Genomic DNA, 20818 nt, shown 5'->3' on the forward strand with positions numbered 1-20818 from the left:
TAAAAATAAAAATAAGCCATGAATGCTAATAAAATAGCCGTCATGGCTTAAATCGTCTTCTTGACGAATTAAATCAACGTTTATCATTATATCCCGAGTTCTTGTTAAAATATCTCTACATGGTACAATGCAACAATCCGCTACAACACATAAAGCACTGCTGTTTAAATATTTTTCTAACGATTTATATGCCATAAATAAACTTTAAAATTTCAATCTTAAAGTTTATTTATGTTTTCACTATATTAAAGTTCTTGAATTTTGTCAATAGTTTATTAATTCTCTTTCTTGTTATCTAACATCCCTGTACAAGTTTGCCTAAGCAATCTTTTTCCCATTTCTTTTATATACTCCTATCAACCTAACAAGCAAGGAAGGTCCACCTTTGCCAGCACATTCATATCATTTCTTTACCAACTATTTGAATATTTACTCAAATGTTAAAAGCGCATATAATTAATCTAAGACAGATTTGATAATATTGGAAGTAAACTCAAAAGAACTGCTGTATTTTTTTGATTCTCTAAACGAGGAGTGTGAATATGAATGGGAAATAATAAAAATGCCCTATATGTAAAAAAACAAATTAGTGAGCTTGTTCCGGGTGATATAATCTTGCATCCGGTTTACAGAACCGATGGATTAATGCTGATCAATCAATACAAGACATTGTCAGCAGATATTATTCAAAAGATTGTTTATCATATACCATCACGAATGCCAGTAATCGTTGCAACTAAACAAGCACTATATGAACAGTTTATCGAAGATAAGCAGTATGAAGATGCACAGTATATTCGTTTATTAAGAGAAACGACCACCGAATATAATAAAATCATGTTAATGGCCTTAAATATAAGCTCTTTGATAGATTCAAGGGCTAATTTCCAAGATGCAAACCAAAGTTCTATCCCAGAGCAAAACCACAAGAGCGATAATGACTACTTAAGTACGTTGTATAAGTTTCCACTGTTTTTAGCTTTTGAAAATAATCTTGAATCATCCCGGTTAAAAGACAGGGCTGGTGAAGTAAGGCGAACTTTACTTGATATGATTCAATCAAATGATGTCCTTCGGCAGGCCCTTAACCAAATAAAAAACTATAAAGACATCCTGCTGATACATAGTATCAATACAACAAGTATTTCCCTAATGATTGGATTGACCCTCGAGCTAACAGAAGCGGAACTTGTAGATCTTGCAGTTACAGCGCTACTTATGGACGCATCCTTAACGAAGCTTCCTAAGGATACTTTCAATACCCACCTGCAATACGCTTCAAAACAAAAAGATTTTTACCAAGTATATGTAGAATTTATAAAAAGCCTGTCTAATGAGCTTCCTCTGCTCAGAAAGGAATCTATTATTTATGGAGTCCTTGATTATTATGAATATTACAATGGTGAAGGTTATCCAAAAGGGAAAAAAGGTAAAGACATAAGTTTATTTGGCAGAATAATTTCAATTGCTCACTTTTATGAGGAAAAGGTGGGCGGCTATTTCCATAACAATGGAACAAAACCAAGAGAGGCTATAAAATTAGTTTGGGAAAACAGAGGGAAGAGACTTGATCCTAATATCGTAGATATTTTTATTCGCCGCACAAATTTCTTTAAAGTAGGAGAACCCACCGTTACACAAGAATATGGCCGGGGCATCATTGTTGGTTTTGAAGATTATATGAATGCACCTCATATGCCTATCGTAAAATTTGAGAATGGGATGACCGTAAATCTTTTAACGGCATACAAAAAGAAATAGAAAACGATCTTTTGCATTTCTAAAAATAATTATACGTAGGGGAAGGACCTATGTATGATCCTGAAAATGAAGCAGGCAGACACAAGGCCCCCCCTACGAAAATCAGGTATTGTAGGGGACGACCTCGTGTCTGCCTGGATAAAATTAAGCTTTCTCAGTCACATATCCATAATATGAAGTATCGGCAAAGGACTACTCATACACACCATACTTAATAATTCTCAGGTATTGATCAAACCGTTCCATATATTTATCAATACACCCTATTAAATTATCCTCCCCCTCTTTAAGTCGCTTAACCGCCGTATTTTCAATATGATGGGATACAATAAGCAATAGGTCCATAACCATTTCAGGGTCAATATCCTTCCGGTAGTTATCGGTATTTATCATTTTAAACAACCGTTCATGTGAACGGTTATGCCGCTCATCAACCTCTTCTCTGAGTTCAGCAGGGGCCTCCAGTATGGCGCCCAGCATAAACTTTAATACATAAACATTCTCCTGCATAACGTCTTTATAATATTCTCCTATGCGGTCAAAATGGTCAAACACATCAATGGTTCCTTCTTCTCTCTGAAAGTCTTCCAAGAACTTGTTGGTAAGGGATTCAAAAAGGTAGTCCAGAAGATATAAATATAGGTTCTTTTTGTTTTTAAAATAAAGAAACAATACGCCTTTAGAGATGCCAAGACGCTTGACGATTGTATTGGTTGAGGTATTTATATAGCCGTTTATGGCAAATTCCTCGATACATACCTGTAAAATATCATTTTTTTTGCTTTCGGGTAACTTTTCGAAGGTCTCATACATTCGTGTTCCCCTCCTCTAAACAGCGTTAAACTTTCATTTTTATTCTTTAGATTCTATAGGCTTTATTTTCATACCTTCCCGAATACTGTTGTCAGGCGCGGATAAAATAAGGTCTCCTTCTTTTAACCCATCCATAATTTCTACAAAAAACTCATCCTGTATTCCCTTCTGTATTGTTCGAAGAACTGCTTTTTCCGATTCTATCACAAATACGCAGCTTTTTCCTTTATAGTCAAACACCGCGCTTACAGGCACCATTATAACATTATTTTTCCTTTGTGTAATCACTTTTATGTCCACCTCATACCCAGGCTTCAATTCTACAATTTGTTTCAATGCCTCAATCGTCACAGAGACTTTTTTTTGATTGACGCCAAGAGAAGATGTGATCGTTGTTGCACTGGGTGCAATTTTAACAACTTTTCCTTCTACCATCTGTTTTCTTTCCGATCTTTCTATAAGCTCTACCTCGTCTCCCAGTTTCACACCGGTAACATCATCTGTAAGAATATACGCTTCAATTTCAACATTTTCTATATTTCCGATCATAAATGCGATCGTTCCTGGCACACCCACTGTATTGGCTTCTACTTTTCTTTCAAGAATGATTCCGTCTATGGGGGATCGCATCTCCTGTTTTTTCAAGCTTAATAAAATACTTTCCCGGTTCAGTACGGCTTGCTCCAGTTGAGCCCTATAGGCTGCCCGAATACTGTCCGGCGTATTATTTTCTATCTCTTGCAGATGAATTTTGGCAGTATTTAATGAAGCCTGTGCATTTTTCAGTCCGGATTCTTTTTGATTGAACTCTTGGCGGCTTACTGTGCCTGACGCATAAAGCAGCTTTGCATTATTAAAATCATCTAATGCTGATAAATAAGTATCCTCTGCTTGTTGAACGGCAATCCTTGCCTTTTCTACCTGTGTTGCATAGTTTCGTATCTCACTTCCCTGAAAGCTTGCCTCTATTTCCTTTATTTTTTCATTGGCATTCTTGAGCTGTATTTCCAACTGCTCCTTCTCCATAGTAAGGAGCAGTTCACCCCTTTTCACCTGTTGCCCCACTTCAGCCGCTACATTTTGGATTCGTCCGCTGCCTTCAATGCTTATGGTCTCTAATTCCTTACATTTCACAGTTCCTATATCTTCTACATATTTTTTTATATCTCCTCTCTCTACCTTTGCTGCTTCCACTGCTGTTCCTTGATTTAAAAGGCCCCACAAAAGAGAAGCTATCAATACAATCCCGATCATCAAGCTCCATATCACTTTCTTTTTCATCACATTTAACCTCCTATAAAATATTGCCTACCCGAAATAATCATTTTGCCATTACTCTGCACTTTTTAGAGATTCAACCATATTAATGGATAAGATTTTTTTTGCAAGCATCCAATTTGCCGTTGCTGTAAAAGCAATAATCAATAATGCTGCAATCAAATAACTGGATGGCTTAAGAACAACGGGCAGCTGCATATTGTCCGTCATCTGCATTTTAATCACAATATCCAAAAGAAATCTCCCCAAGGGAATTCCGGCGATAATTCCAAAAGCACTAATAAAGAAATTTTCGTTGAATACCACACTTTTTAGTTCCCTGGCTGTAAACCCCAGTACCGACAACGTTGCAATTTCTCTTCGACGTTCGAAAATATTGATATTTGCTATATTATAAATGACCGCAAAAGCTAGAATGCCCGCTCCAAGAATCATAAAGACAATGACGGAGTTCATCGACTCCAGCATTTTCTCATTATTGGCGACAATCTCTGATTTCGACTGAATGGTACTAATCGTCAGGATATCTTTTAATTGATCGATGACGGCTTTCTCATGCTTCGGATTTTCTAGTTTAATATAGGCCCCATTGGTTATAAGGCCTTCTTTCAGCAAGTACTTTAGATAATCTGTACTGCATATGGCGCTTTGACCTGTATATTGGGCTATGACGCCTTTTATATGCACCTCTTTTTTATTCTTTTCTTCATTCTTTCCGGGGTAAAAAGACCGGAGGTATGCTTTTTCTCCAACTTGTAAATCTAACGTATCCAGTAACCTTACAGGAAGCAAAATCCCTTCTTGCGGAAGTACTACCTGCTTTCCAGTCTCATCAAGAATACCATATAACGTAGAATTCCTGTTTAGGGCAACCAGGCCGATATCTTTTTTCATCCAGCCGTTCGTGATCTCCATTCCGCTTTCTAATATCGGTTCAACAGACCGAATAGGGTCAATACTTCGTATAAAATCAAGTTCATCTATATTCATGATTTTTGAAAAACTAATTTTTATATCATGTTTTTGTATTTCAGAAAATTGTACCCGCATTAAATCATCGATTGAGTTCTTCAATCCAAATGCTACTAAAAGCAGGGCCATTGAAAAAATGATTCCTATAGAAGCCATTGCAGACCGCTTCTTATAGCGGAAAAGGTTCCTCAAGATGATTTTCCAGCTGAAATTAAACCTTTTCCAAAGCAGTTGGATGTTTTCCAAAAACATTTTTTTACCGGAAGCAGGCGCTTTCTGTCTCATGGACTGGGCTGGAACCAGATACAACTCTTTCCTGCATGCATTATAGCCCGCAGCGGCACAAAAGCACAAAGCCAATGATGCCGCCGGCAGTACCAGCGATCCGGAAACTGCTGTTCCTTCAATGGGAAGGCTGTACATCATGTTAAACATATTGAGTAAACCCCTCCCGACAATAAATACTCCCATTACCGCTCCAGCAATGCTGCCAAGTACACCGACCAGCAAAGGATAAGTTTGATAGTGGAGCATAATATCCAGGTTGCTGTAGCCTAAAGCCTTAAGAACTCCCATCTGCGTCCGCTGATTCTCAATCATCCTCGTCATCGTAATATAAATAATCACTGCAGATGCGATAAAAAAGAGCATGGGAAAAACTGCTGCCATAGAATTCAAGGCGGTCACATCTGCATCAAACATACTGTAACTGATCTGGTTCTTTCTTTCGATGGTACTGATCATGCCATAGGGCTTCAACATTCTTTTCAGTTCATCCTTAACCTTTTTGACATCTCCTTCCTGATTTAAAAGTACATTTATATCATTTACCGATCCTTTGAAATCCAGGATGGTTTGCAAATAAGACTTCTTCACATAGATAATACCAAACCGTGTGGGATCAGGTGCTATTTCACTTTGGTCCCGCATTTCTAATATATATTCAGGGCTTTTCGCCGTGCCCACTACCTTTAGCTTCACCCGATCTCCGTTAATAATGGGTTCTATAGTCTGGCCGATTGCTAATCCATTGGCATAAAAAAAAGAATCGGATACAATGCATTGATTGCTCGCATCCATAGAAAAATAGCTGCCGGATTTCAATTGGATGTCGTTGACAATTGTACTTCTTTTATCGGGAAGAGAAATCAGCCTGACCGTCGCTTCCTTTTCCGGCATACTTATCCTTACATCCTGAACAACCCTTCCTATGGCCATTTTCACTCCAGGGATAGCTTCTATCCGTTTAACCACACCTTCAGGCGCACGATATACAGAACTCCATAGATCCGCCAGCCGGTAATCTTTAAAATGCTTGCTGCCCGCTTCTGAAAGGTTCTCCAGAGCAAAATTCAATCCGGTATAGAACATCACGCCAATCATAACCACCGCCAGAACAGATATAAACTGTCCCTTTGATTCCCCTAGATCCCTATAAAATTTCTTTAAAAAGATCCACATTACCATTCAATCCTTTCTATCGGCATGGGGTTTTCATTCAACTCAACCGCCTCTACTTTCCCATTTTTGATCTTTACAACCTTATCCGCCATTTGTGCGATAGGGCTATTATGTGTAATGATCATCACAGTCTTTTTGAATTCCCGGTTTACATCTTTGAGCAGCTTCAAGATAGCTTTGCCGGTCATATAGTCCAGCGCCCCTGTAGGCTCATCACATAAAAGCAAAGTAGGGTTTTTAGCAACGGCTCTGGCAATAGATACTCTTTGTTGTTCCCCCCCGGAAAGTTGAGCAGGGAAATTGGCTATTCTTTCCCCTAGTCCCACCTCTTTTAACACCGATACAGCATCTAGGGGGTTATCACAAATCTGAGCTGCAAGCTCCACATTCTCTAAGGCTGTCAGATTGGGCATCAGATTGTAAAACTGGAATACAAATCCAATATGCTTTCTTCTGTACATCGTCAATTCACTCTGGTTCAACTTTGCTATATCCTTCCCATCGACCCATACCTCTCCAGAGGTAGGAAAATCCATTCCGCCTAAAATATTCAATACCGTACTTTTCCCTGCTCCGCTGGGCCCAAGCACAACTACCAATTCTCCCTGGACAACTTCAAAGGATATGCCATCGGCAGCCCTGATTTTTACCTCTCCCATTACATACTCTTTTACTACATCCTTGATTGTAATAATTGGTTTCATTTAGCCGTTCCCCCTTACACCAGTATGACCATATGGTCATTTTATAATCATTATACTGCTCCCTCCATCGCTAGTCAATGACCACATGGTCATTGACATGCTGTTTCTTAAAATAAATCTTAAAAATATTATAAAAACACACAAAAAAGACCGCAGAAAAAATTCTACAGTCCTTTATTTCAGCGATCTAGAGAGATTAAAACCTATAGTATCCTCTCTCATGCATATCCTCATAGTCTCTCAAGATTGGAATCCTTAAAATAGATTATGCCATATACTTTTTATCACATACTACTTGAAGCAGTATCTATGCTTTTCTTTAAAAGCACCTTCTTAATATCAAAATAAGATATCTCTTCCGGCAATGCCTCTTTAATCGGCTTGAGATACTGGCTCCCAACCCGGTCTATCACTTCCAAGATCTGTTTCTCTATAGCTTCATCAACCATGCCCTCAGGGTTTATCTCTAAACCCTCTGAAAAACACTTCTCTAAATGGCTTAATATTGTATTCTCTGTACAGCCTCTTTCTTCAGCCATTTTCTCTATAGATAATCCTTGTTGATGCAGTGCATAAGTCTCAAGATGGGATTGAATTTTATCAGGCCCCTTTGATTTTGATGACAAGTCTTTTTCTGGCTTTGAAACAGTGGATTCAATGTTGTTTTTATTCATATAGCTTATAATTGTGCGAAGGAACAGCCCTCCATAGGTTTCGGCCTTAACCGCTCCAATCCCCTTTATCTTTAGCAGTGCTTCTTTGCTTTCTGGTAAATATACAGCCATTTCTTTCAATGTGGTATCAGGAAAGATAACATAGGGAGGCACACCCTTCTCTAAGGCAATTTTCATACGTAAATCCTTTAGATCTTTCAATAGGCTTTCATGAACTGTCCCTTCTTCTTGGCACTCCATTGCAGTAATTTCTCCTCGTTTATATACTTCTTCCTTTCCTTTTAATACGGCTGCCGATTGAGGTGTTAATTTGACTACAGGATATTTGCCTTCCGTCATCGTAAGATACCCTTCTGCCACGAGAAATAGAATAATCTGCTGTATATCTTTTGTCGTATATTCCTCCATGATTCCATAGGTCGAAAGTTTTTCCAAACCTAATGCGAATACTTTCTTATTTTTAGATCCACTTAAAACATTGGCTACCATTGTAACACCAAAGCTTTCCTTCATCCTGTAAACACAGGAGAGAATCTTTTTCGCTTCCAAGGTAATATCTCTCTTCTCTCTGTCATCTAAACAATTGCTACATTTTCCACATTGCACCCAATCGGTCGTTTCCCCAAAATATGTTAGAAGTCTTTTCCTTAAACAGTCATGGGTATGACAATAGTCGATCAAAATCTGCAGGTTTTTATATGCTACGATTTCTCTTTCAGAGTGCATCGTATTGAGCTCTATGAGATATTTTTGCTTTACTACATCCTGGGGAGAAAACAATAAGATACATTCACTGTTTTCACCATCTCTGCCTGCCCTGCCAGCCTCCTGATAATAAGCTTCCATGTTCTTTGGCATATTAAAGTGAATCACATACCGAACATTCGATTTATCTATTCCCATCCCAAAAGCATTGGTAGCTATCATAATTGAACTCTGATCATAGAGAAAAGTATCCTGAGCTTCTTGTCTTTCTTCAGTTCCCATTCCCCCGTGATACATGCTGACAAAGAAACCTTTGTCTTTTAATTCTTTATTTAAGCTCTCTACTTCTTTCCGTGTAGCACAATAAATGATTCCTGATTGATCTGAACGCTTTTTTAAGTAATTTAGAAGATATTTTTTCTTATCTATGCCTTTTTCAACGCGAAAATAAAGATTGGGCCGGTCAAAACCCGTCACGATCTCTAATGGTCGGTTAAGCCTCAAGATTCCTTTTATATCTTTTATAATTTCTTCTGTCGCCGTAGCTGTAAAGGTACCTAGTATTGGCCGGCGATTCAATCTAGCGATAAACCTGGGTATTTCTTTGTAACTCGGCCTAAAATCATGTCCCCACTGACTGATGCAATGGGATTCATCTATTGCTATAAACGGAATGCTTACATCCATCACAATATTTAAGAAGTCGGGAGTGTTTAATCTTTCTGGAGCGATATACACAAGTTTATATTGACCTGTTCTTATTTCCTCTAGCCGTATTCTTTGTTCTTGTGATGTTAAGGTACTGTTTAGATAAGTAGCTGATATACCGGATTCTCTTAAGGCATCTACTTGATCTTTCATTAATGATATAAGCGGTGAAATGACTAACGTTATGCCTTCCATCAATAAAGCAGGAATTTGGTAACATAAAGATTTCCCTCCACTGGTAGGCATAATGCCTAATACGTCTTGTCCACTTAATATCCCTTGAATTAATTCATATTGGCCTTTTCTAAAACTTTCATAACCAAAATATTCTCTTAGTATACGGTTCAGATCCATATTTACACCTCATTCATTCCAACTGCTTCTTTTGTAATCTATATTTTAGGTCCTGCCATTGTTCAATACTTCTATACTTTATGATTATAACATAAAGATAAATACCTTTTTCTAAATCATCTCTATCAAATCATCCTCATCAAGCTTTTCTTCTTTCTGCCTCTTTATTGAAATATCCGTTGAAAGAAATTTATCTTTTCATTTTCCATAAATTGACCTCCACATAAAATAGTCGTTTTCATATGTATTGCTGATACGTTTGTTTTTCTAATAAAGTCTCCTAATACCGATTATTTTCTATAATATTTAAGGATGCTGCACGTTCATATAATTTCTTTAAACTAGGAGAACCCACAGTCAATCAAGAATATGGGCGAGGTATCATTGTTGGTTTTGAAGATTATATAAACTCACCGCATATGCCTATCATAAAATTTGAGAATGGAGTGACCATAAATCTCTTAACGAAACATAAGCACAGATAAAAACCTATCTTGAGAGGACAGAATGTAAAAAATATTAAATAATTAATTAAACCGCCGTTACTTATGATGTGCTTCACCCTATCGCTGTAACTGCGGTTTATGATATATTCCTAATCTAAACTGCCTATGTGCTTATTTATAAAAGAACGAATTTCTTCCAATGCTTGTGTAGCCTCTGGGAAAAGAGGACCCGTAGCAGGATTGTAGTAAATTCTTAATTGAACCATCCTTTTGACCTTCGGTGATAATCCGGGCTAATACTTCATATAGAAATGTGTTTTCTTTTTTGATTATAGCTTTAGCCTCATCGGGAATAGCTTCTGAGTTAGTTTTGATTGGGCTTATTTTGGGGTTTTCCCGCTTCAACCAGATCCTTGCTGCCAATCAGGAAAAAACTTTGAATAAATAGTAGAAACCCAGTTCCTATTAACAGCCATTCGATTCGGATCATATCGGCTATTGGTCCAAATACCAGCATTCCCAAGGGCATCATGGAGCTTGATATCATTACTAAGACACCGAATACCCTTCCTAGGAAATCCGCTTCAACTTTTTCCTGCAGCAGAACCGTTGAAGGAGTATTGAAAAGCGGCATGGAAATGCCCACAATCCCCATAATTAATAGATAAATCCAAAAGACAGGCACAATGCCAAGGGCAATGGTACAAATACCAATGACAAAACTCGAAAATGTCATCGTATAAATCTTATTACTGAAACCACCCCAAGAAGCGATGATCATACCCCCTAGCATCATCCCAAGAGAAAAGGTGATTTCTATGGCGGTTAGGCGCCATACATCGTCGCCAAAGCTTCTAGTGACCTGAAGTGGGGTTAAAAAAGCAACCGGAGCCGCTAGAAAAAAGAAAAAGGCACAGAATACAAAGAACTTTCTCACATAAGTATGGTCCCTTATATAAACGATACCCTCACGCATATCTTTAAAATAACTGACTTGTTGCAAATTTTGCGCCTTGGCATGGGCTGGCATCTTCAGGAAAAAAAGCAGTACCCATACCGCAATTGCAGCTGTAACTACGTCAATAAAAAAGATTGCTTCAATGGTTGCCATCATAAGAAGCGCCCCGCTAAGCATAGGCGAGGTCAGCATAACTATAGATTGGATACTTCCGTTGATACCATTGACCTTTGTCAGCTTATCCTCCGGCACTATTTGAGGAATAAATGCTCCAATAGCTGGCGTTTGAATACCAGAACCAATTGCCCTGAAAGCAGACATAGTAAAAAGTAATCCCATGGAACCATAGCCTAGAAGAAATAAGATAGCCAGCAGTAGGGTTGTTACTGCAATAAATGAATCCGACAACATGATAAGTATTTTCCGATTATATCGATCTGCCCAAACTCCTGCAAAAGGCGAAATGAAAAATGTCGGCAGAAAACCACAAATAATAGAAATCGTCATCATGAGACCCGACTTGGTATTGAGCGTAATATACCACATAATTGCATACTGAACCAATGAAGAACCAAAAAGCGACAAGGTTTGGCTTAATAGAAACAAGAAGATGTTCTTTTTCCAATTATCTTTCATATTTGAACTGCACTCCAATCTGGATGTATACTGTGATACCTGCACTGCAAGTCTACTGATTAATGAAACATCTCTTTATCCTGTATTAGCTTATCAATCATTTGTCGAATCGCCGTCCCCTGTGACTGGAATAGCATCCCCAAGGTAAGTCGGCTCTGGCTTTATCATCGTATAAAAGAAATCTTTGACTCTTGCTAATACTTCTCGTACCTCTCTATATTCCTGACCGGCATACAAGCGTAGATCGGAAGCAACACCATTGGCTTCTATACCTAGTGCTCTTGCAATATATAGTGCGCGATACAAATGATATTCCTGGGTAACGATAATGATTTTCTTGGCCTGAAAGATATCTCTTGCACGATACAGGCTTTCATAGGTAGAAAATCCTGCGTGATCCATAAAAACTTGTTTAGAGGGAATACCTGCATCCATAGCAAACTGTTTCATGACATTCACTTCATCGTATTCTTTTCTCCCATGATCACCACTCATAATCAGCCGATCTGAAACACCTTTTTCATAGAGGCTGATGCTTTGAAGAAGTCGGTCCTCCAGCATGTGGCTTGGCTTCTCACCCCGAACCCCTGCGCCGAGTACAAGAATGCAATCCCAGTCTGTTTGAGCAGCTTCTTGTGTGGACAGTATTTGATCTTTAACAGAGCTTTTTACATAGCTATTGATACTAAACAGGGCAGTTAACCCAACAACTGTAAGGATCGATAAATAGATGAATATTTTCCATGCACACTTTAGTTTCTTCATTCTTCGCTCCATTTAATCTTCCTCTTTTCGTATTTTTACAATCAGACAAAAGCTTGTCCTCTTCTTAAAACAAGTCTTAACGCCATGCTATTCTGAATCACCGCGGTTCTTCATTTTGCTTCCCCAGTTGGCTAGTACTTTAAGAGCTAGAATTAGATTTTCTCCATTTTCTGTCAGTGAATACTCTACCCTAGGCGGCACTTCCATAAATTGCTTTCGGTTTATAATATCATATGATTCTAATTCTTTTAGTGTTTGCGTCAACATCATGTTGGTAATTCCATCAATACCCCTTTTTAATTCATTATATCGCATCGTTCCGTTTTTACTTAATATCCAAATTATTGGCAACCTCCACTTTCCCCTGATAAGGTTTAGTGCGAATGTTAACGGACAGTTGTCTAGAGGACCTTTATACAGTTCTTTGTCATTCATACTATCACTCCAATACTTAGTTTTTACTTCCTTAAACAGAAAAAACTGCATACTTGTCATAATAACCTTAATTGATATAATCATATCAAAGCTGATTGATCAATCAAATATATTTTTTTAATCTTTTGTAGAAAGGAAGATTCATATGAGTATACATTATGAGGTTATTTCTGATGAAAGTATATTTTGTATTAAGGATTTATGTAATGAATTGATGGCTTATCAAAAATCTAAAGCCCATATCCATCCTGAATGGTTTGACAATATGTGTTTTGAAACGAGAATGCTTCCATCGATCAAGAGTGCTCAGGCCAACCTAATAATCATCGCTAAAGATGACAATGAAATTGTTGGATATGCCTATAGCAATATTTGTCCCAAGGAAACCTATTCCGGCGGATTTGCTACGCTTAAACCTGTCAATTTCTTTGACTTTGATTCTGTTAAAGGGGATGATGTCGGTTGTCTCTCTCAGTTTTATATAAAAGAGGGTTATCGTAAAACTGGCATAGGTTCCGTTTTGTTCGAAAAGTCTATGGACTGGCTAAAATCATTTAAATTCATAAATGATTTGTTCATCTTTGTATCAAACGGGAATGGGGATGCATTGAAATTCTATCAAAGTAAAGGTTTTAAAACAAGTCACCAGATACTCAATGGGTTTATTACAGTGTTAAGAAATACTTAGCAGATAAAATAATTAGCTACAAAAGTCTACCCGCTTATCCTAAAAAGTAAGAACCCTGTTCTCCTAAAATACTAAGGAAAAACTGGGTTCTTTTTATACTGTATCTGAGTAAAATCTAACTGGCGGAGAGAGAGGGATTTGAACCCTCGGTACGGGGTTTGCCCGTACAACGGTTTTCGAGACCGTCACCATCGGCCACTCGGACATCTCTCCGTAATATCTACTTTCTTTTTCGCAGCTCCCGAAAAAATGATTTCATCATTTCACTACATGCTTCTTCCAATACACCGCTGACAACCTCTGTCTGGTGATTGAACCGCTCATCCTCTGGAATGTTGAGCAGCGATCCGGCAGCCCCTGCCTTAGGGTCCATAGCGCCCACAATCAATCGATCGATCCGGGCCATTAGAATAGCTCCTGCACACATAGGACAAGGCTCTATGGTCACGTAGAGGTCACAACCATGTAATCTCCATCCGCCTAAAACCCTTGCTGCCTCACGAATCGCTATAATCTCAGCATGGGCAGTAGGATCTTTAGAGGTTTCCCGTAAGTTATAACCCCTTGCAATGATTTCCCCATCTTTTACAACGACTGCGCCAATGGGCACCTCTTTCAGTTCCATGGCTTTCGCGGCTTCTTTTAGTGCTTCCTGCATAAAAAATTCATCCACAGAGTTGCCTCCTACAAAAGGGGTAATACATCTAGCCAGAATTATATCATAAAAACGATGTCTTAACAACGGCTTACATCTTCCAATAATGCGCAAAGAGGCAGCGCTTCTTATGCTTCACCAAATTTAGATTCTAAAAGCCTAACCAATCCTTCCACTGCTTCTTTTTCGTCAGGACCTTCAGCTGATATGGTGATCCTATCTCCTTCAACGGCTCCCATACTTAAAATTCCAATGATGCTTTTACTATCATATTCTTTACCATTCTTTATAACTTTAATTATCGAATCATATTTTCCTGCTTCTTTTACAAACAAGCTGGCTGGTCTTGCATGCAATCCCGACTTATTGCTGATGATTACTTCTGCCTTATACATTGTTTTCCTCCTCCTATGCACTTTGAATTTAAATTATATTTTCTCCTATAATTGATCATTTATTTCTTTATCTATTACGATGGTTACCTGTGGATGAATCTGTAATATAGAAGCCGGTACTTTCGTACTGCATTTTCCGTCTATAATCTTAGATATAATCTTTGCTTTATTTTCTCCACATGCTAACAAAAGAATTTTCTTTGCCTTCATGATGGAGCCGATCCCCATGGTAACCGCTTGCTTAGGAACCTCTTCTACCGAATGAAAGAATCTGCTGTTTGCCTTAATTGTATTCTCTGCCAAATCAACCAAATGGGTTCCAATCAATAGTTCTTCGCTGGGTTCATTAAATCCAATGTGTCCATTGGCCCCTATCCCTAGCAGTTGAAGATCTATTCCTCCTTTTTCTTCAATCAGCTCGTCATATCTCTTGCATTCCTCGAGAATATCCGCTGCGATGCCATTCGGTATATAGGTATTTTTCAGTTGAATATTCACATGATTAAACAAATTTCTTCTCATGAAATAAGCATAGCTCTGTTCATGGTTTGGGGCTAATCCATAATATTCATCCAAATTAAAGGTTGTAATCGAAGAAAAATCCAAGCCCTCCTCCTTATGCATACACACTAATTTCCTATAGGTACCTAAGGGCGTACTCCCTGTAGCTAATCCCAATACAGCATTTGGGTTCGTTTTTACCTCTCGTGCAATGATAGATGCTCCTTGTTCGCTCAATTCTTCATAATTTTTTACTACAATGATGTTCATACGAAATGATCCCCCTTTATCAGGCTGTAGAAGCTGCGTCCGTTTTGTGGGTATCTGACATCAAAGTATTCAGCAATGGTAGCTGCTATATCCGATAGGGTTTCCCTTTCTCCCAGGGGTTTACTGTCTAATGCTTTTCCATATGCAAGCAAAAATGTCTTTTCTCTTGTATGCTGACTATGTCCGATGGTAGGATCATTCCCATGATCCGCACTGATTATAAGCAAATCATCCTTTTCCATTTTTTCTATGATCATTTCCAAATATTTATCTACAATCATTAGCTTTTCCGAATATCTTGAAACATCTTCCGCATGGCCTGCCAAATCCGTTTCCTGAACAGTAGCAGCAATAAGTCCTTCATTCATTCTATCTACAGTGTTTATGATTTCTTTCATGACCTTCTCTGTATCAATGGCAACCACTTTTGTTGCACCTTCACATTGAATAATATCCTGCATTTTTCCAATCAGTGCAACCTCTTTTCCCGCTTTTTTTAATATACTGGGAATCTGCTTTTCAGGATCTACCCCATATCCTAAATGCCGTACCTGGTATCCGCTTTTATATACGCCTGATTTGGGTGAATTAACGCCTACCAATCCATCCCCTCGTCTTTCTATGCTGTTTATAAGCGTTTCTACGCTAAGCTCTTTTCCCCCTAAAGCAATCACACGGTTTACCTGAACATTGTTTCTCACCATATTCCCTATTTTTAGAACTTCATCGAAGGATATGGCATCCAATGGGGCCGTTATATTATAAATTTGCCCGTAATCAGTTTCTATATTATCCGCCACGATAACCAATTCATTGACGAATAGATAAGGTTTATCCCTATCTGGTACTGCAACCACATAACCCTGTTCCTCAAGGGCCCGTTTTACAGTCATCATGGAATTTTTAAAGGGTTCCATGAGGGGTTTCATCGGTTTGGTACCCATTATTTCCTGGTGTCCCGCATAACTGTCTGCTCCATAGTGCTGCAAATTTAAAACGCCATAGCTGGCTATACTTGTATTCCCATTTAATCTGGGGTGCTTCACAATCTTATTGATGCCTAATCTGCTTAAATTAGGTATGCTTATATTTTCTGCTTTATCCAATATATGATAAAAGGTATTGGCTCCTTGATCCTGAGGGCGGATCCTGACGACATCTTCCATGTGTCCGACACCCAGGCTATCGATTATCAATACAATCGCTCGTTTTTTCATCGTATCACAACCTTATCTAAGTTTCTTACCCAGACTATCATAGACCCCAATAATTTCAGGATGATTGCTTTGTATTCCTTTTACCAAAACGACTTCACTCCTGGTTACAAAAATCTGCGTGCGAAATGCATAAATTACTGTGTCTCCAATATGAACCGCTCTTTCTCCTAATTTTAATATTCCATAGTAGTCTATGGCCTCAGGAGAAATCTCTTCAGCTTCCAGGATATTCTGCCTCATATTTTCAAAATCCCTGCCAACCATAGCCTTCTTTACACGGGATCTTCTATAGTACCCGCCCCCATATACATAGGCCTTATCTTCAAAACAATGAGATATTTCGCTTACATACACCATTGCAGGCTTCTCTTCAACTATCTCATTTTCATGGATTGGCGTCGTTCCCGTAAGCGCATGTCCCGGCTCCCCATGGGTTGCACCTAGTTTCGCTAGCAAAGGGAAAGAAGCTACTGCATTGGCACTTGGCGTATTGATTTGTTTGATTTCTATACCCAATTCCTCTTTTAGTTTTTTCACGCTTCGAATGACGGTATATACATTTTCTGTTTCTTTAATCTTCCCTTTCTCCGAATCATATAAAAAGCAAGGAAAGGCTGTAACCCCTGTAATGGTAACCCCCTGCAATTTTTTTATTTCTTTCGCCTTTTCTATCAGCTCTTCTTCCTTAAATCCCCCTACCTGCCCTTCACAGACCAGATCATTAGGACCTACAACCTTTAATAAAATATCCTGCCGCATTTCTAATCTTAAGGCTTCCTCCGAAATCTCCCGTGCCTTTTCCACCGAAAATACTGTGATCACTTCCGGTTTATAAGATAAAACTTCTCGTATCATTCCAAAAGGAATTTGAACCAAATGTCCCACGTGTCCTAACTTTATTCCCGCCCTGCCAAGCTCTATAGCTTCCCATGGATCTACCGCAACAGCCTTGGCTATCCCACTTTCTGCAATAATCTTTGCTATTTCCGCATTTCTTCCGATCTGCTTGGTCATCATATAGAGGGTTATATTATGCTTTTTAGCAGCCTGCGATAATTTCTGGGCATTGCTCTTTATTTCATCTATATCTAATACATAGGAATTCGGGTTGATTAAACCTTCCCTATGAAATTTAATTGCAGTTTCTATCAATTTAGGATTTCTTTTTATCGTCATATCCAAAAACATTTACTTTTCTCCTTCCTCTAAGGCCTGATCCATGGATGCCTTTAATATTCGAAGGACTGTATCTGCTCCGGCTCTCATTGGATTTATCCGTATCATAGAATCAGCCAATCCAGGATCTGATTTTAAAAATGTTCCAGATACCTTATAAAACATGGCAGCAACCTCATATCTGGATTCTGCACCTATTGGATAGGGCGCTGCACCCAGTTTGGCGCTAATTTCTAAAACCTTCTTTGCGATAGGTTCTTCAAGTTCAACTAAAACCACTCTAGATTGTGCATTTGCTATAAAAGCTGATTGAATGCCTTTTATCTCACCGGAATTTAATCGATTGATTATTTTGTTTCCTTCTTCCGCCTGAACAGCAAAAGATACAGGTGTATACACCAACGACCGTAAAGCATCCATTGCCTCATGGCCTTGAACTTGACTGCCCCCTGAATAATTCATCTTTCTAATTTTGTCTATCATTTGTTTTTTACCAACGACACAGCCAATGCCTTCCGGGCCCAGCAGTTTAAATAAAGAAAAGGCACTGGCATCTGCGCCAAGCTGTACCCCTATTTTTTCTGCTTTCATTACAACATAGTTATCATCAATCAATAGGGTTGTGTTACAGTTTATTTCCTTAATTATGCTTACTACCTGGCCCAGGTCATAGCTGTCATCCAGTTTTTGTCTGGAATGCTGAATAAGCACAAAGGATACTGATGAAAGGACTTCACGGTCTTTATAAGACAGCTCATTAAAATTAATAAAAACAGGTTCTAACCCCATTGATTCTATAATTACTTTTGTGGTTGGATATATGGGTGCTTCGTGCAGCAGTATTTTTTGGTTAGGCTTTAATTCCGCATTCATAACACTTCTGATGGCACCTGTTCCTGCTCCCCGAACCAGCACTGCATCCTCCGCCTCAAAAAATTGAGCCAGCACTTCCTCAACCTTCTTGGTATACCTTGGCTGTCCAATACCCGGCACCACACCATAATCTCCACCATTGAAGAATTCATATCCATCAAAGTGTTGATGTATAATATCTACCAATTTAAATTGCATCTCTTTCGCTTTTTCTAAGTCCATGGTCGCGATCGGATATGTCCTCATCAATATACGCCCCCTAAATCTTTAGAAATCTCTTTGGATTGTGAATCATCATAACATCAATTTGTTCTTCCGTTATTCCGGCATCCATCAATTTTGGTATAAAATGATCGATTAGATAGCTATATCCAATTCCTCCATTAGCCTTTAGATGGGATTTTCTCGTCATATCTTGAGATAATACAATTTGATCCAAATGTCCCCTATGGATTAAATCCCTTATATGTGCTGCCCGCTTTTCATCTGATTGATAGTTCAGCTTGCCAATGGTATCGAAAGCTAAAAAGCAGCCTTTATCCGCAATGCTCAGGTGATAATCCAGATCACAGTTTAAATCTAAGTGTCCGATCACTACCTTTGTTGCATCCACGCCAAATTCTTTGAAAAACTTTAGCTGCTCCAATGCATGAGTCCCTAATGTCGTATGGGTTGAAACCGGCCTTCCGGTTTCTAAATGGGTCCTTGCTGCGATTCTGAATACCTTAAGTTCCATAGGCGTCATGACATTGTTGCTGGTTCCGATCTCTCCAATGACATGGGCTTTTATATTTGTATCCTCTATTCCTTCCAATAAATCTTTTATCAAAAGCTTGCTGATCTCTGTTTCTTCCATTTCATATACATATTGGGGCAAATAAGGTTCTTTATAAAATCCTGTACTGATGATGATATTGATTCCGCTTGCATCGGCAATTTTTTTCATCGCCTGTATATCTCTTCCCATGCCGCGGTTCGTAACTTCGACGATTGTATCGATCCCTTTTCCCTTAAGGGTTTTCATTTCTCCAATGACAGCATCTATATCATCAAATTTTGCATCTTGATCTTTCTTTTGGGCTGACAAGTCTATTTTAAGATGTTCATGAATATAGGTTTTTCCTAAATCCTCTGCACTAATTATTCCATGAATCGTTGTTATACTCATAGGTCCTCTCCTTTCCATCCCCAAAATCCAAGGTCTTTCTCTTTATAACCTTCTATAAAATACCGCTCAAATAAATCGGGCTTTGGAAATAATGTTCTTATACGATCCCCAAGGGCAATCGCCAGCTTACCGCTTTCTACTCCTTTTTTCCCTACAATTAAAATGCCCATTCCCAGTTCATCGCTTGGAATCGTAATGGCCGTCCCATCAATCATATTGGCGACCTTTAACAGATACTTTCCCGAATTATTTTGAATGTCTCTTCCTGTTTGGCCGAATAGCCCTAGTACAGAATCTCCTGTACCATATACATCTATGGGCCCTTCCAGGGTAATAATCATGTCTATATCCTCATTAAATAGTTCTTCACAGGTGGAGATTGCAAGATGCCGGTCTTCTATATGCTTAAAATCCTTCTCAACAATTTCCACGAATCCGGAGATCTCATTCACAACCTTATCAAGCTGTCTTCTCATATCCTTTCCATTGGGCAGCCGCACAGAGCCTTCCTTTGGTACAGCAACCCTTGCTTTCCTATTCTGAATATCACTGCAGCCAATCTCTTTCATATTGCTAAGTGCACCGATTGCTTTTTTACACAAATCATAATCATGGGAGATTACTCCGATACCCGGTATAAAATTTATATTATCTGTTGAAATTCTTGGATGGCTGCCTTTTAATCCCAAGCCCTTACCCATAATAGAAAAAAGTCCTGTACTCATGGCAGGAGCAAGAACCGACCCTCCCCCATCGGTACCTATGGCAATATCATTGATACCACGCAATATATTTACACAGCTTCCGCTGGAAGAACCTGTCATCACTCTTCCTGTTAATGGATTGATCAAATCCACGTCAATGGCTCTTCCTCTTTCAGACATTTTGTCAACAGTATGAAATAAAAAGCCTTTTATCCCTTTTAAGCGCTGCACAAGGGCTGGACCTATTTGGACTGTATTCTTGACGCCAAACAATACCAAGGAAGCCATTGGGTCTTCAGTTAAAGTAACCACAGCTTCTTCCAGTACTTCCTTTCTGAAATAAACTACGCTTTTATTCTCCATATCCTTTGCCTTCAACATGGCTTTATTAAGCTTTTTCATTTGCAGCAGCAAATTGTCTTGTAGAATATTCATACGCTCGCTCCTTATTTCTTTAATGAATGTATGGAAGGGTCTCTGGACCTCCGGTATTACACGCTG

The 20818-nt window shown here is 38.7% G+C and carries 18 protein-coding genes and 1 tRNA gene; 2 read left to right on the plus strand and 17 right to left on the minus strand.

All coding sequences use genetic code 11. From position 1 onward, the window contains the following. The first annotated feature begins 546 nt into the window (after positions 1-546). Complete coding sequence (locus Gferi_RS12530) at positions 547-1761, plus strand: HD-GYP domain-containing protein (RefSeq protein WP_069977010.1); 1215 nt, start codon at positions 547-549, stop codon at positions 1759-1761. A gap of 192 nt (positions 1762-1953) precedes the next feature. Here Gferi_RS12530 and Gferi_RS12535 read toward each other — a convergent pair whose 3' ends face one another. The 8 genes from Gferi_RS12535 to Gferi_RS12570 all read right to left on the minus strand — a co-directional run bounded on the left by Gferi_RS12535 (position 1954) and on the right by Gferi_RS12570 (position 12670). Further along, a complete protein-coding gene (locus Gferi_RS12535) occupies positions 1954-2574 on the minus strand; it encodes a TetR/AcrR family transcriptional regulator (RefSeq protein ID WP_069977011.1) in 621 nt (206 codons plus the stop codon). A gap of 39 nt (positions 2575-2613) precedes the next feature. Continuing rightward, complete coding sequence (locus tag Gferi_RS12540) at positions 2614-3855, minus strand: efflux RND transporter periplasmic adaptor subunit (protein WP_069977013.1); 1242 nt, start codon at positions 3853-3855, stop codon at positions 2614-2616. A gap of 51 nt (positions 3856-3906) precedes the next feature. Continuing rightward, entirely contained in the window at positions 3907-6285 is a 2379-nt protein-coding gene (locus Gferi_RS12545) for an ABC transporter permease (RefSeq protein ID WP_069977015.1), read from the minus strand. Next, positions 6285-6989: an ABC transporter ATP-binding protein gene (locus Gferi_RS12550; protein WP_069977017.1), complete on the minus strand. Its 705-nt coding sequence runs from the start codon at positions 6987-6989 to the stop codon at positions 6285-6287. The genes Gferi_RS12545 and Gferi_RS12550 overlap by 1 nt, the downstream gene beginning before the upstream one ends. A gap of 284 nt (positions 6990-7273) precedes the next feature. Further along, a complete protein-coding gene (gene recQ, locus Gferi_RS12555) occupies positions 7274-9430 on the minus strand; it encodes a DNA helicase RecQ (protein ID WP_069977019.1) in 2157 nt (718 codons plus the stop codon). Between the two features lie 810 nt (positions 9431-10240). After that, a complete protein-coding gene (locus tag Gferi_RS12560) occupies positions 10241-11470 on the minus strand; it encodes an MFS transporter (protein ID WP_069977021.1) in 1230 nt (409 codons plus the stop codon). 93 nt (positions 11471-11563) lie between these two features. Next, positions 11564-12247 (minus strand): SanA/YdcF family protein, encoded by a 684-nt coding sequence (locus Gferi_RS12565; RefSeq protein WP_207645820.1) that lies wholly within the window; start codon positions 12245-12247, stop codon positions 11564-11566. A 75-nt stretch (positions 12248-12322) separates the two neighbouring features. Next, positions 12323-12670: a winged helix-turn-helix transcriptional regulator gene (locus Gferi_RS12570; RefSeq protein ID WP_069977022.1), complete on the minus strand. Its 348-nt coding sequence runs from the start codon at positions 12668-12670 to the stop codon at positions 12323-12325. A 145-nt stretch (positions 12671-12815) separates the two neighbouring features. On the opposite strand from Gferi_RS12570, the gene Gferi_RS12575 reads away from it, so the two are divergent. Further along, positions 12816-13358, plus strand: a complete 543-nt coding sequence (locus tag Gferi_RS12575; protein ID WP_069977025.1) for a GNAT family N-acetyltransferase — start codon at positions 12816-12818, stop codon at positions 13356-13358. 120 nt (positions 13359-13478) lie between these two features. On the opposite strand, the gene Gferi_RS12580 is transcribed toward Gferi_RS12575, so the two are convergent. The 9 genes from Gferi_RS12580 to Gferi_RS12620 form a co-directional block, all read right to left on the minus strand. Then, positions 13479-13571: transfer RNA gene (locus Gferi_RS12580), tRNA-Ser, on the minus strand. A 7-nt stretch (positions 13572-13578) separates the two neighbouring features. After that, on the minus strand, positions 13579-14016 hold the full coding sequence (gene tadA, locus Gferi_RS12585) for a tRNA adenosine(34) deaminase TadA (RefSeq protein WP_069981407.1): 438 nt from the start codon (positions 14014-14016) through the stop codon (positions 13579-13581). A 125-nt stretch (positions 14017-14141) separates the two neighbouring features. Continuing rightward, positions 14142-14408, minus strand: a complete 267-nt coding sequence (locus Gferi_RS12590) for an HPr family phosphocarrier protein (RefSeq protein ID WP_069977026.1) — start codon at positions 14406-14408, stop codon at positions 14142-14144. Between the two features lie 45 nt (positions 14409-14453). Continuing rightward, positions 14454-15179 (minus strand): glucosamine-6-phosphate deaminase, encoded by a 726-nt coding sequence (gene nagB / locus Gferi_RS12595; protein WP_069977027.1) that lies wholly within the window; start codon positions 15177-15179, stop codon positions 14454-14456. Continuing rightward, complete coding sequence (locus Gferi_RS12600; RefSeq protein WP_069977028.1) at positions 15176-16396, minus strand: phosphopentomutase; 1221 nt, start codon at positions 16394-16396, stop codon at positions 15176-15178. The genes nagB and Gferi_RS12600 overlap by 4 nt, the downstream gene beginning before the upstream one ends. Before the next feature lie 12 nt (positions 16397-16408). Further along, complete coding sequence (locus Gferi_RS12605; protein ID WP_069977029.1) at positions 16409-17584, minus strand: YhfX family PLP-dependent enzyme; 1176 nt, start codon at positions 17582-17584, stop codon at positions 16409-16411. Beyond that, a complete protein-coding gene (locus Gferi_RS12610; RefSeq protein ID WP_069977030.1) occupies positions 17585-18691 on the minus strand; it encodes an aminotransferase class V-fold PLP-dependent enzyme in 1107 nt (368 codons plus the stop codon). Positions 18692-18704: 13 nt separating this feature from the next. After that, the gene (locus tag Gferi_RS12615; RefSeq protein WP_069977031.1) at positions 18705-19613 is read right to left on the minus strand and encodes a phosphotriesterase family protein; all 909 of its coding nucleotides are present in this window, start codon (positions 19611-19613) and stop codon (positions 18705-18707) included. Beyond that, positions 19610-20752: an amidase family protein gene (locus tag Gferi_RS12620; RefSeq protein WP_069977032.1), complete on the minus strand. Its 1143-nt coding sequence runs from the start codon at positions 20750-20752 to the stop codon at positions 19610-19612. Before Gferi_RS12620 ends, Gferi_RS12615 begins: the two co-directional genes overlap by 4 nt. Positions 20753-20818: the final 66 nt, after the last annotated feature.

The organism is Geosporobacter ferrireducens (genome assembly GCF_001750685.1).
Taxonomy (GTDB): domain Bacteria; phylum Bacillota; class Clostridia; order Peptostreptococcales; family Thermotaleaceae; genus Geosporobacter; species Geosporobacter ferrireducens.

Bases quoted from the DNA above. Each gene is read 5' to 3' on its own strand.
- Gferi_RS12575 (WP_069977025.1), top strand. From the start codon at position 12,816: ATGAGTATACATTATGAGGTTATTTCTGATGAAAGTATATTTTGTATT.
- Gferi_RS12590 (WP_069977026.1), bottom strand. From the start codon at position 14,408: ATGTATAAGGCAGAAGTAATCATCAGCAATAAGTCGGGATTGCATGCA.
- tadA (WP_069981407.1), bottom strand. From the start codon at position 14,016: ATGCAGGAAGCACTAAAAGAAGCCGCGAAAGCCATGGAACTGAAAGAG.
- Gferi_RS12600 (WP_069977028.1), bottom strand. From the start codon at position 16,396: ATGAAAAAACGAGCGATTGTATTGATAATCGATAGCCTGGGTGTCGGA.
- Gferi_RS12615 (WP_069977031.1), bottom strand. From the start codon at position 19,613: ATGAGTATAACAACGATTCATGGAATAATTAGTGCAGAGGATTTAGGA.
- Gferi_RS12620 (WP_069977032.1), bottom strand. From the start codon at position 20,752: ATGAATATTCTACAAGACAATTTGCTGCTGCAAATGAAAAAGCTTAAT.
- Gferi_RS12560 (WP_069977021.1), bottom strand. From the start codon at position 11,470: ATGAAAGATAATTGGAAAAAGAACATCTTCTTGTTTCTATTAAGCCAA.
- nagB (WP_069977027.1), bottom strand. From the start codon at position 15,179: ATGAACATCATTGTAGTAAAAAATTATGAAGAATTGAGCGAACAAGGA.
- Gferi_RS12565 (WP_207645820.1), bottom strand. From the start codon at position 12,247: ATGGAGCGAAGAATGAAGAAACTAAAGTGTGCATGGAAAATATTCATC.
- Gferi_RS12540 (WP_069977013.1), bottom strand. From the start codon at position 3,855: ATGAAAAAGAAAGTGATATGGAGCTTGATGATCGGGATTGTATTGATA.
- Gferi_RS12605 (WP_069977029.1), bottom strand. From the start codon at position 17,584: ATGTTTTTGGATATGACGATAAAAAGAAATCCTAAATTGATAGAAACT.
- Gferi_RS12610 (WP_069977030.1), bottom strand. From the start codon at position 18,691: ATGAGGACATATCCGATCGCGACCATGGACTTAGAAAAAGCGAAAGAG.
- Gferi_RS12570 (WP_069977022.1), bottom strand. From the start codon at position 12,670: ATGAATGACAAAGAACTGTATAAAGGTCCTCTAGACAACTGTCCGTTA.
- Gferi_RS12550 (WP_069977017.1), bottom strand. From the start codon at position 6,989: ATGAAACCAATTATTACAATCAAGGATGTAGTAAAAGAGTATGTAATG.
- recQ (WP_069977019.1), bottom strand. From the start codon at position 9,430: ATGGATCTGAACCGTATACTAAGAGAATATTTTGGTTATGAAAGTTTT.
- Gferi_RS12530 (WP_069977010.1), top strand. From the start codon at position 547: ATGGGAAATAATAAAAATGCCCTATATGTAAAAAAACAAATTAGTGAG.
- Gferi_RS12545 (WP_069977015.1), bottom strand. From the start codon at position 6,285: ATGTGGATCTTTTTAAAGAAATTTTATAGGGATCTAGGGGAATCAAAG.
- Gferi_RS12535 (WP_069977011.1), bottom strand. From the start codon at position 2,574: ATGTATGAGACCTTCGAAAAGTTACCCGAAAGCAAAAAAAATGATATT.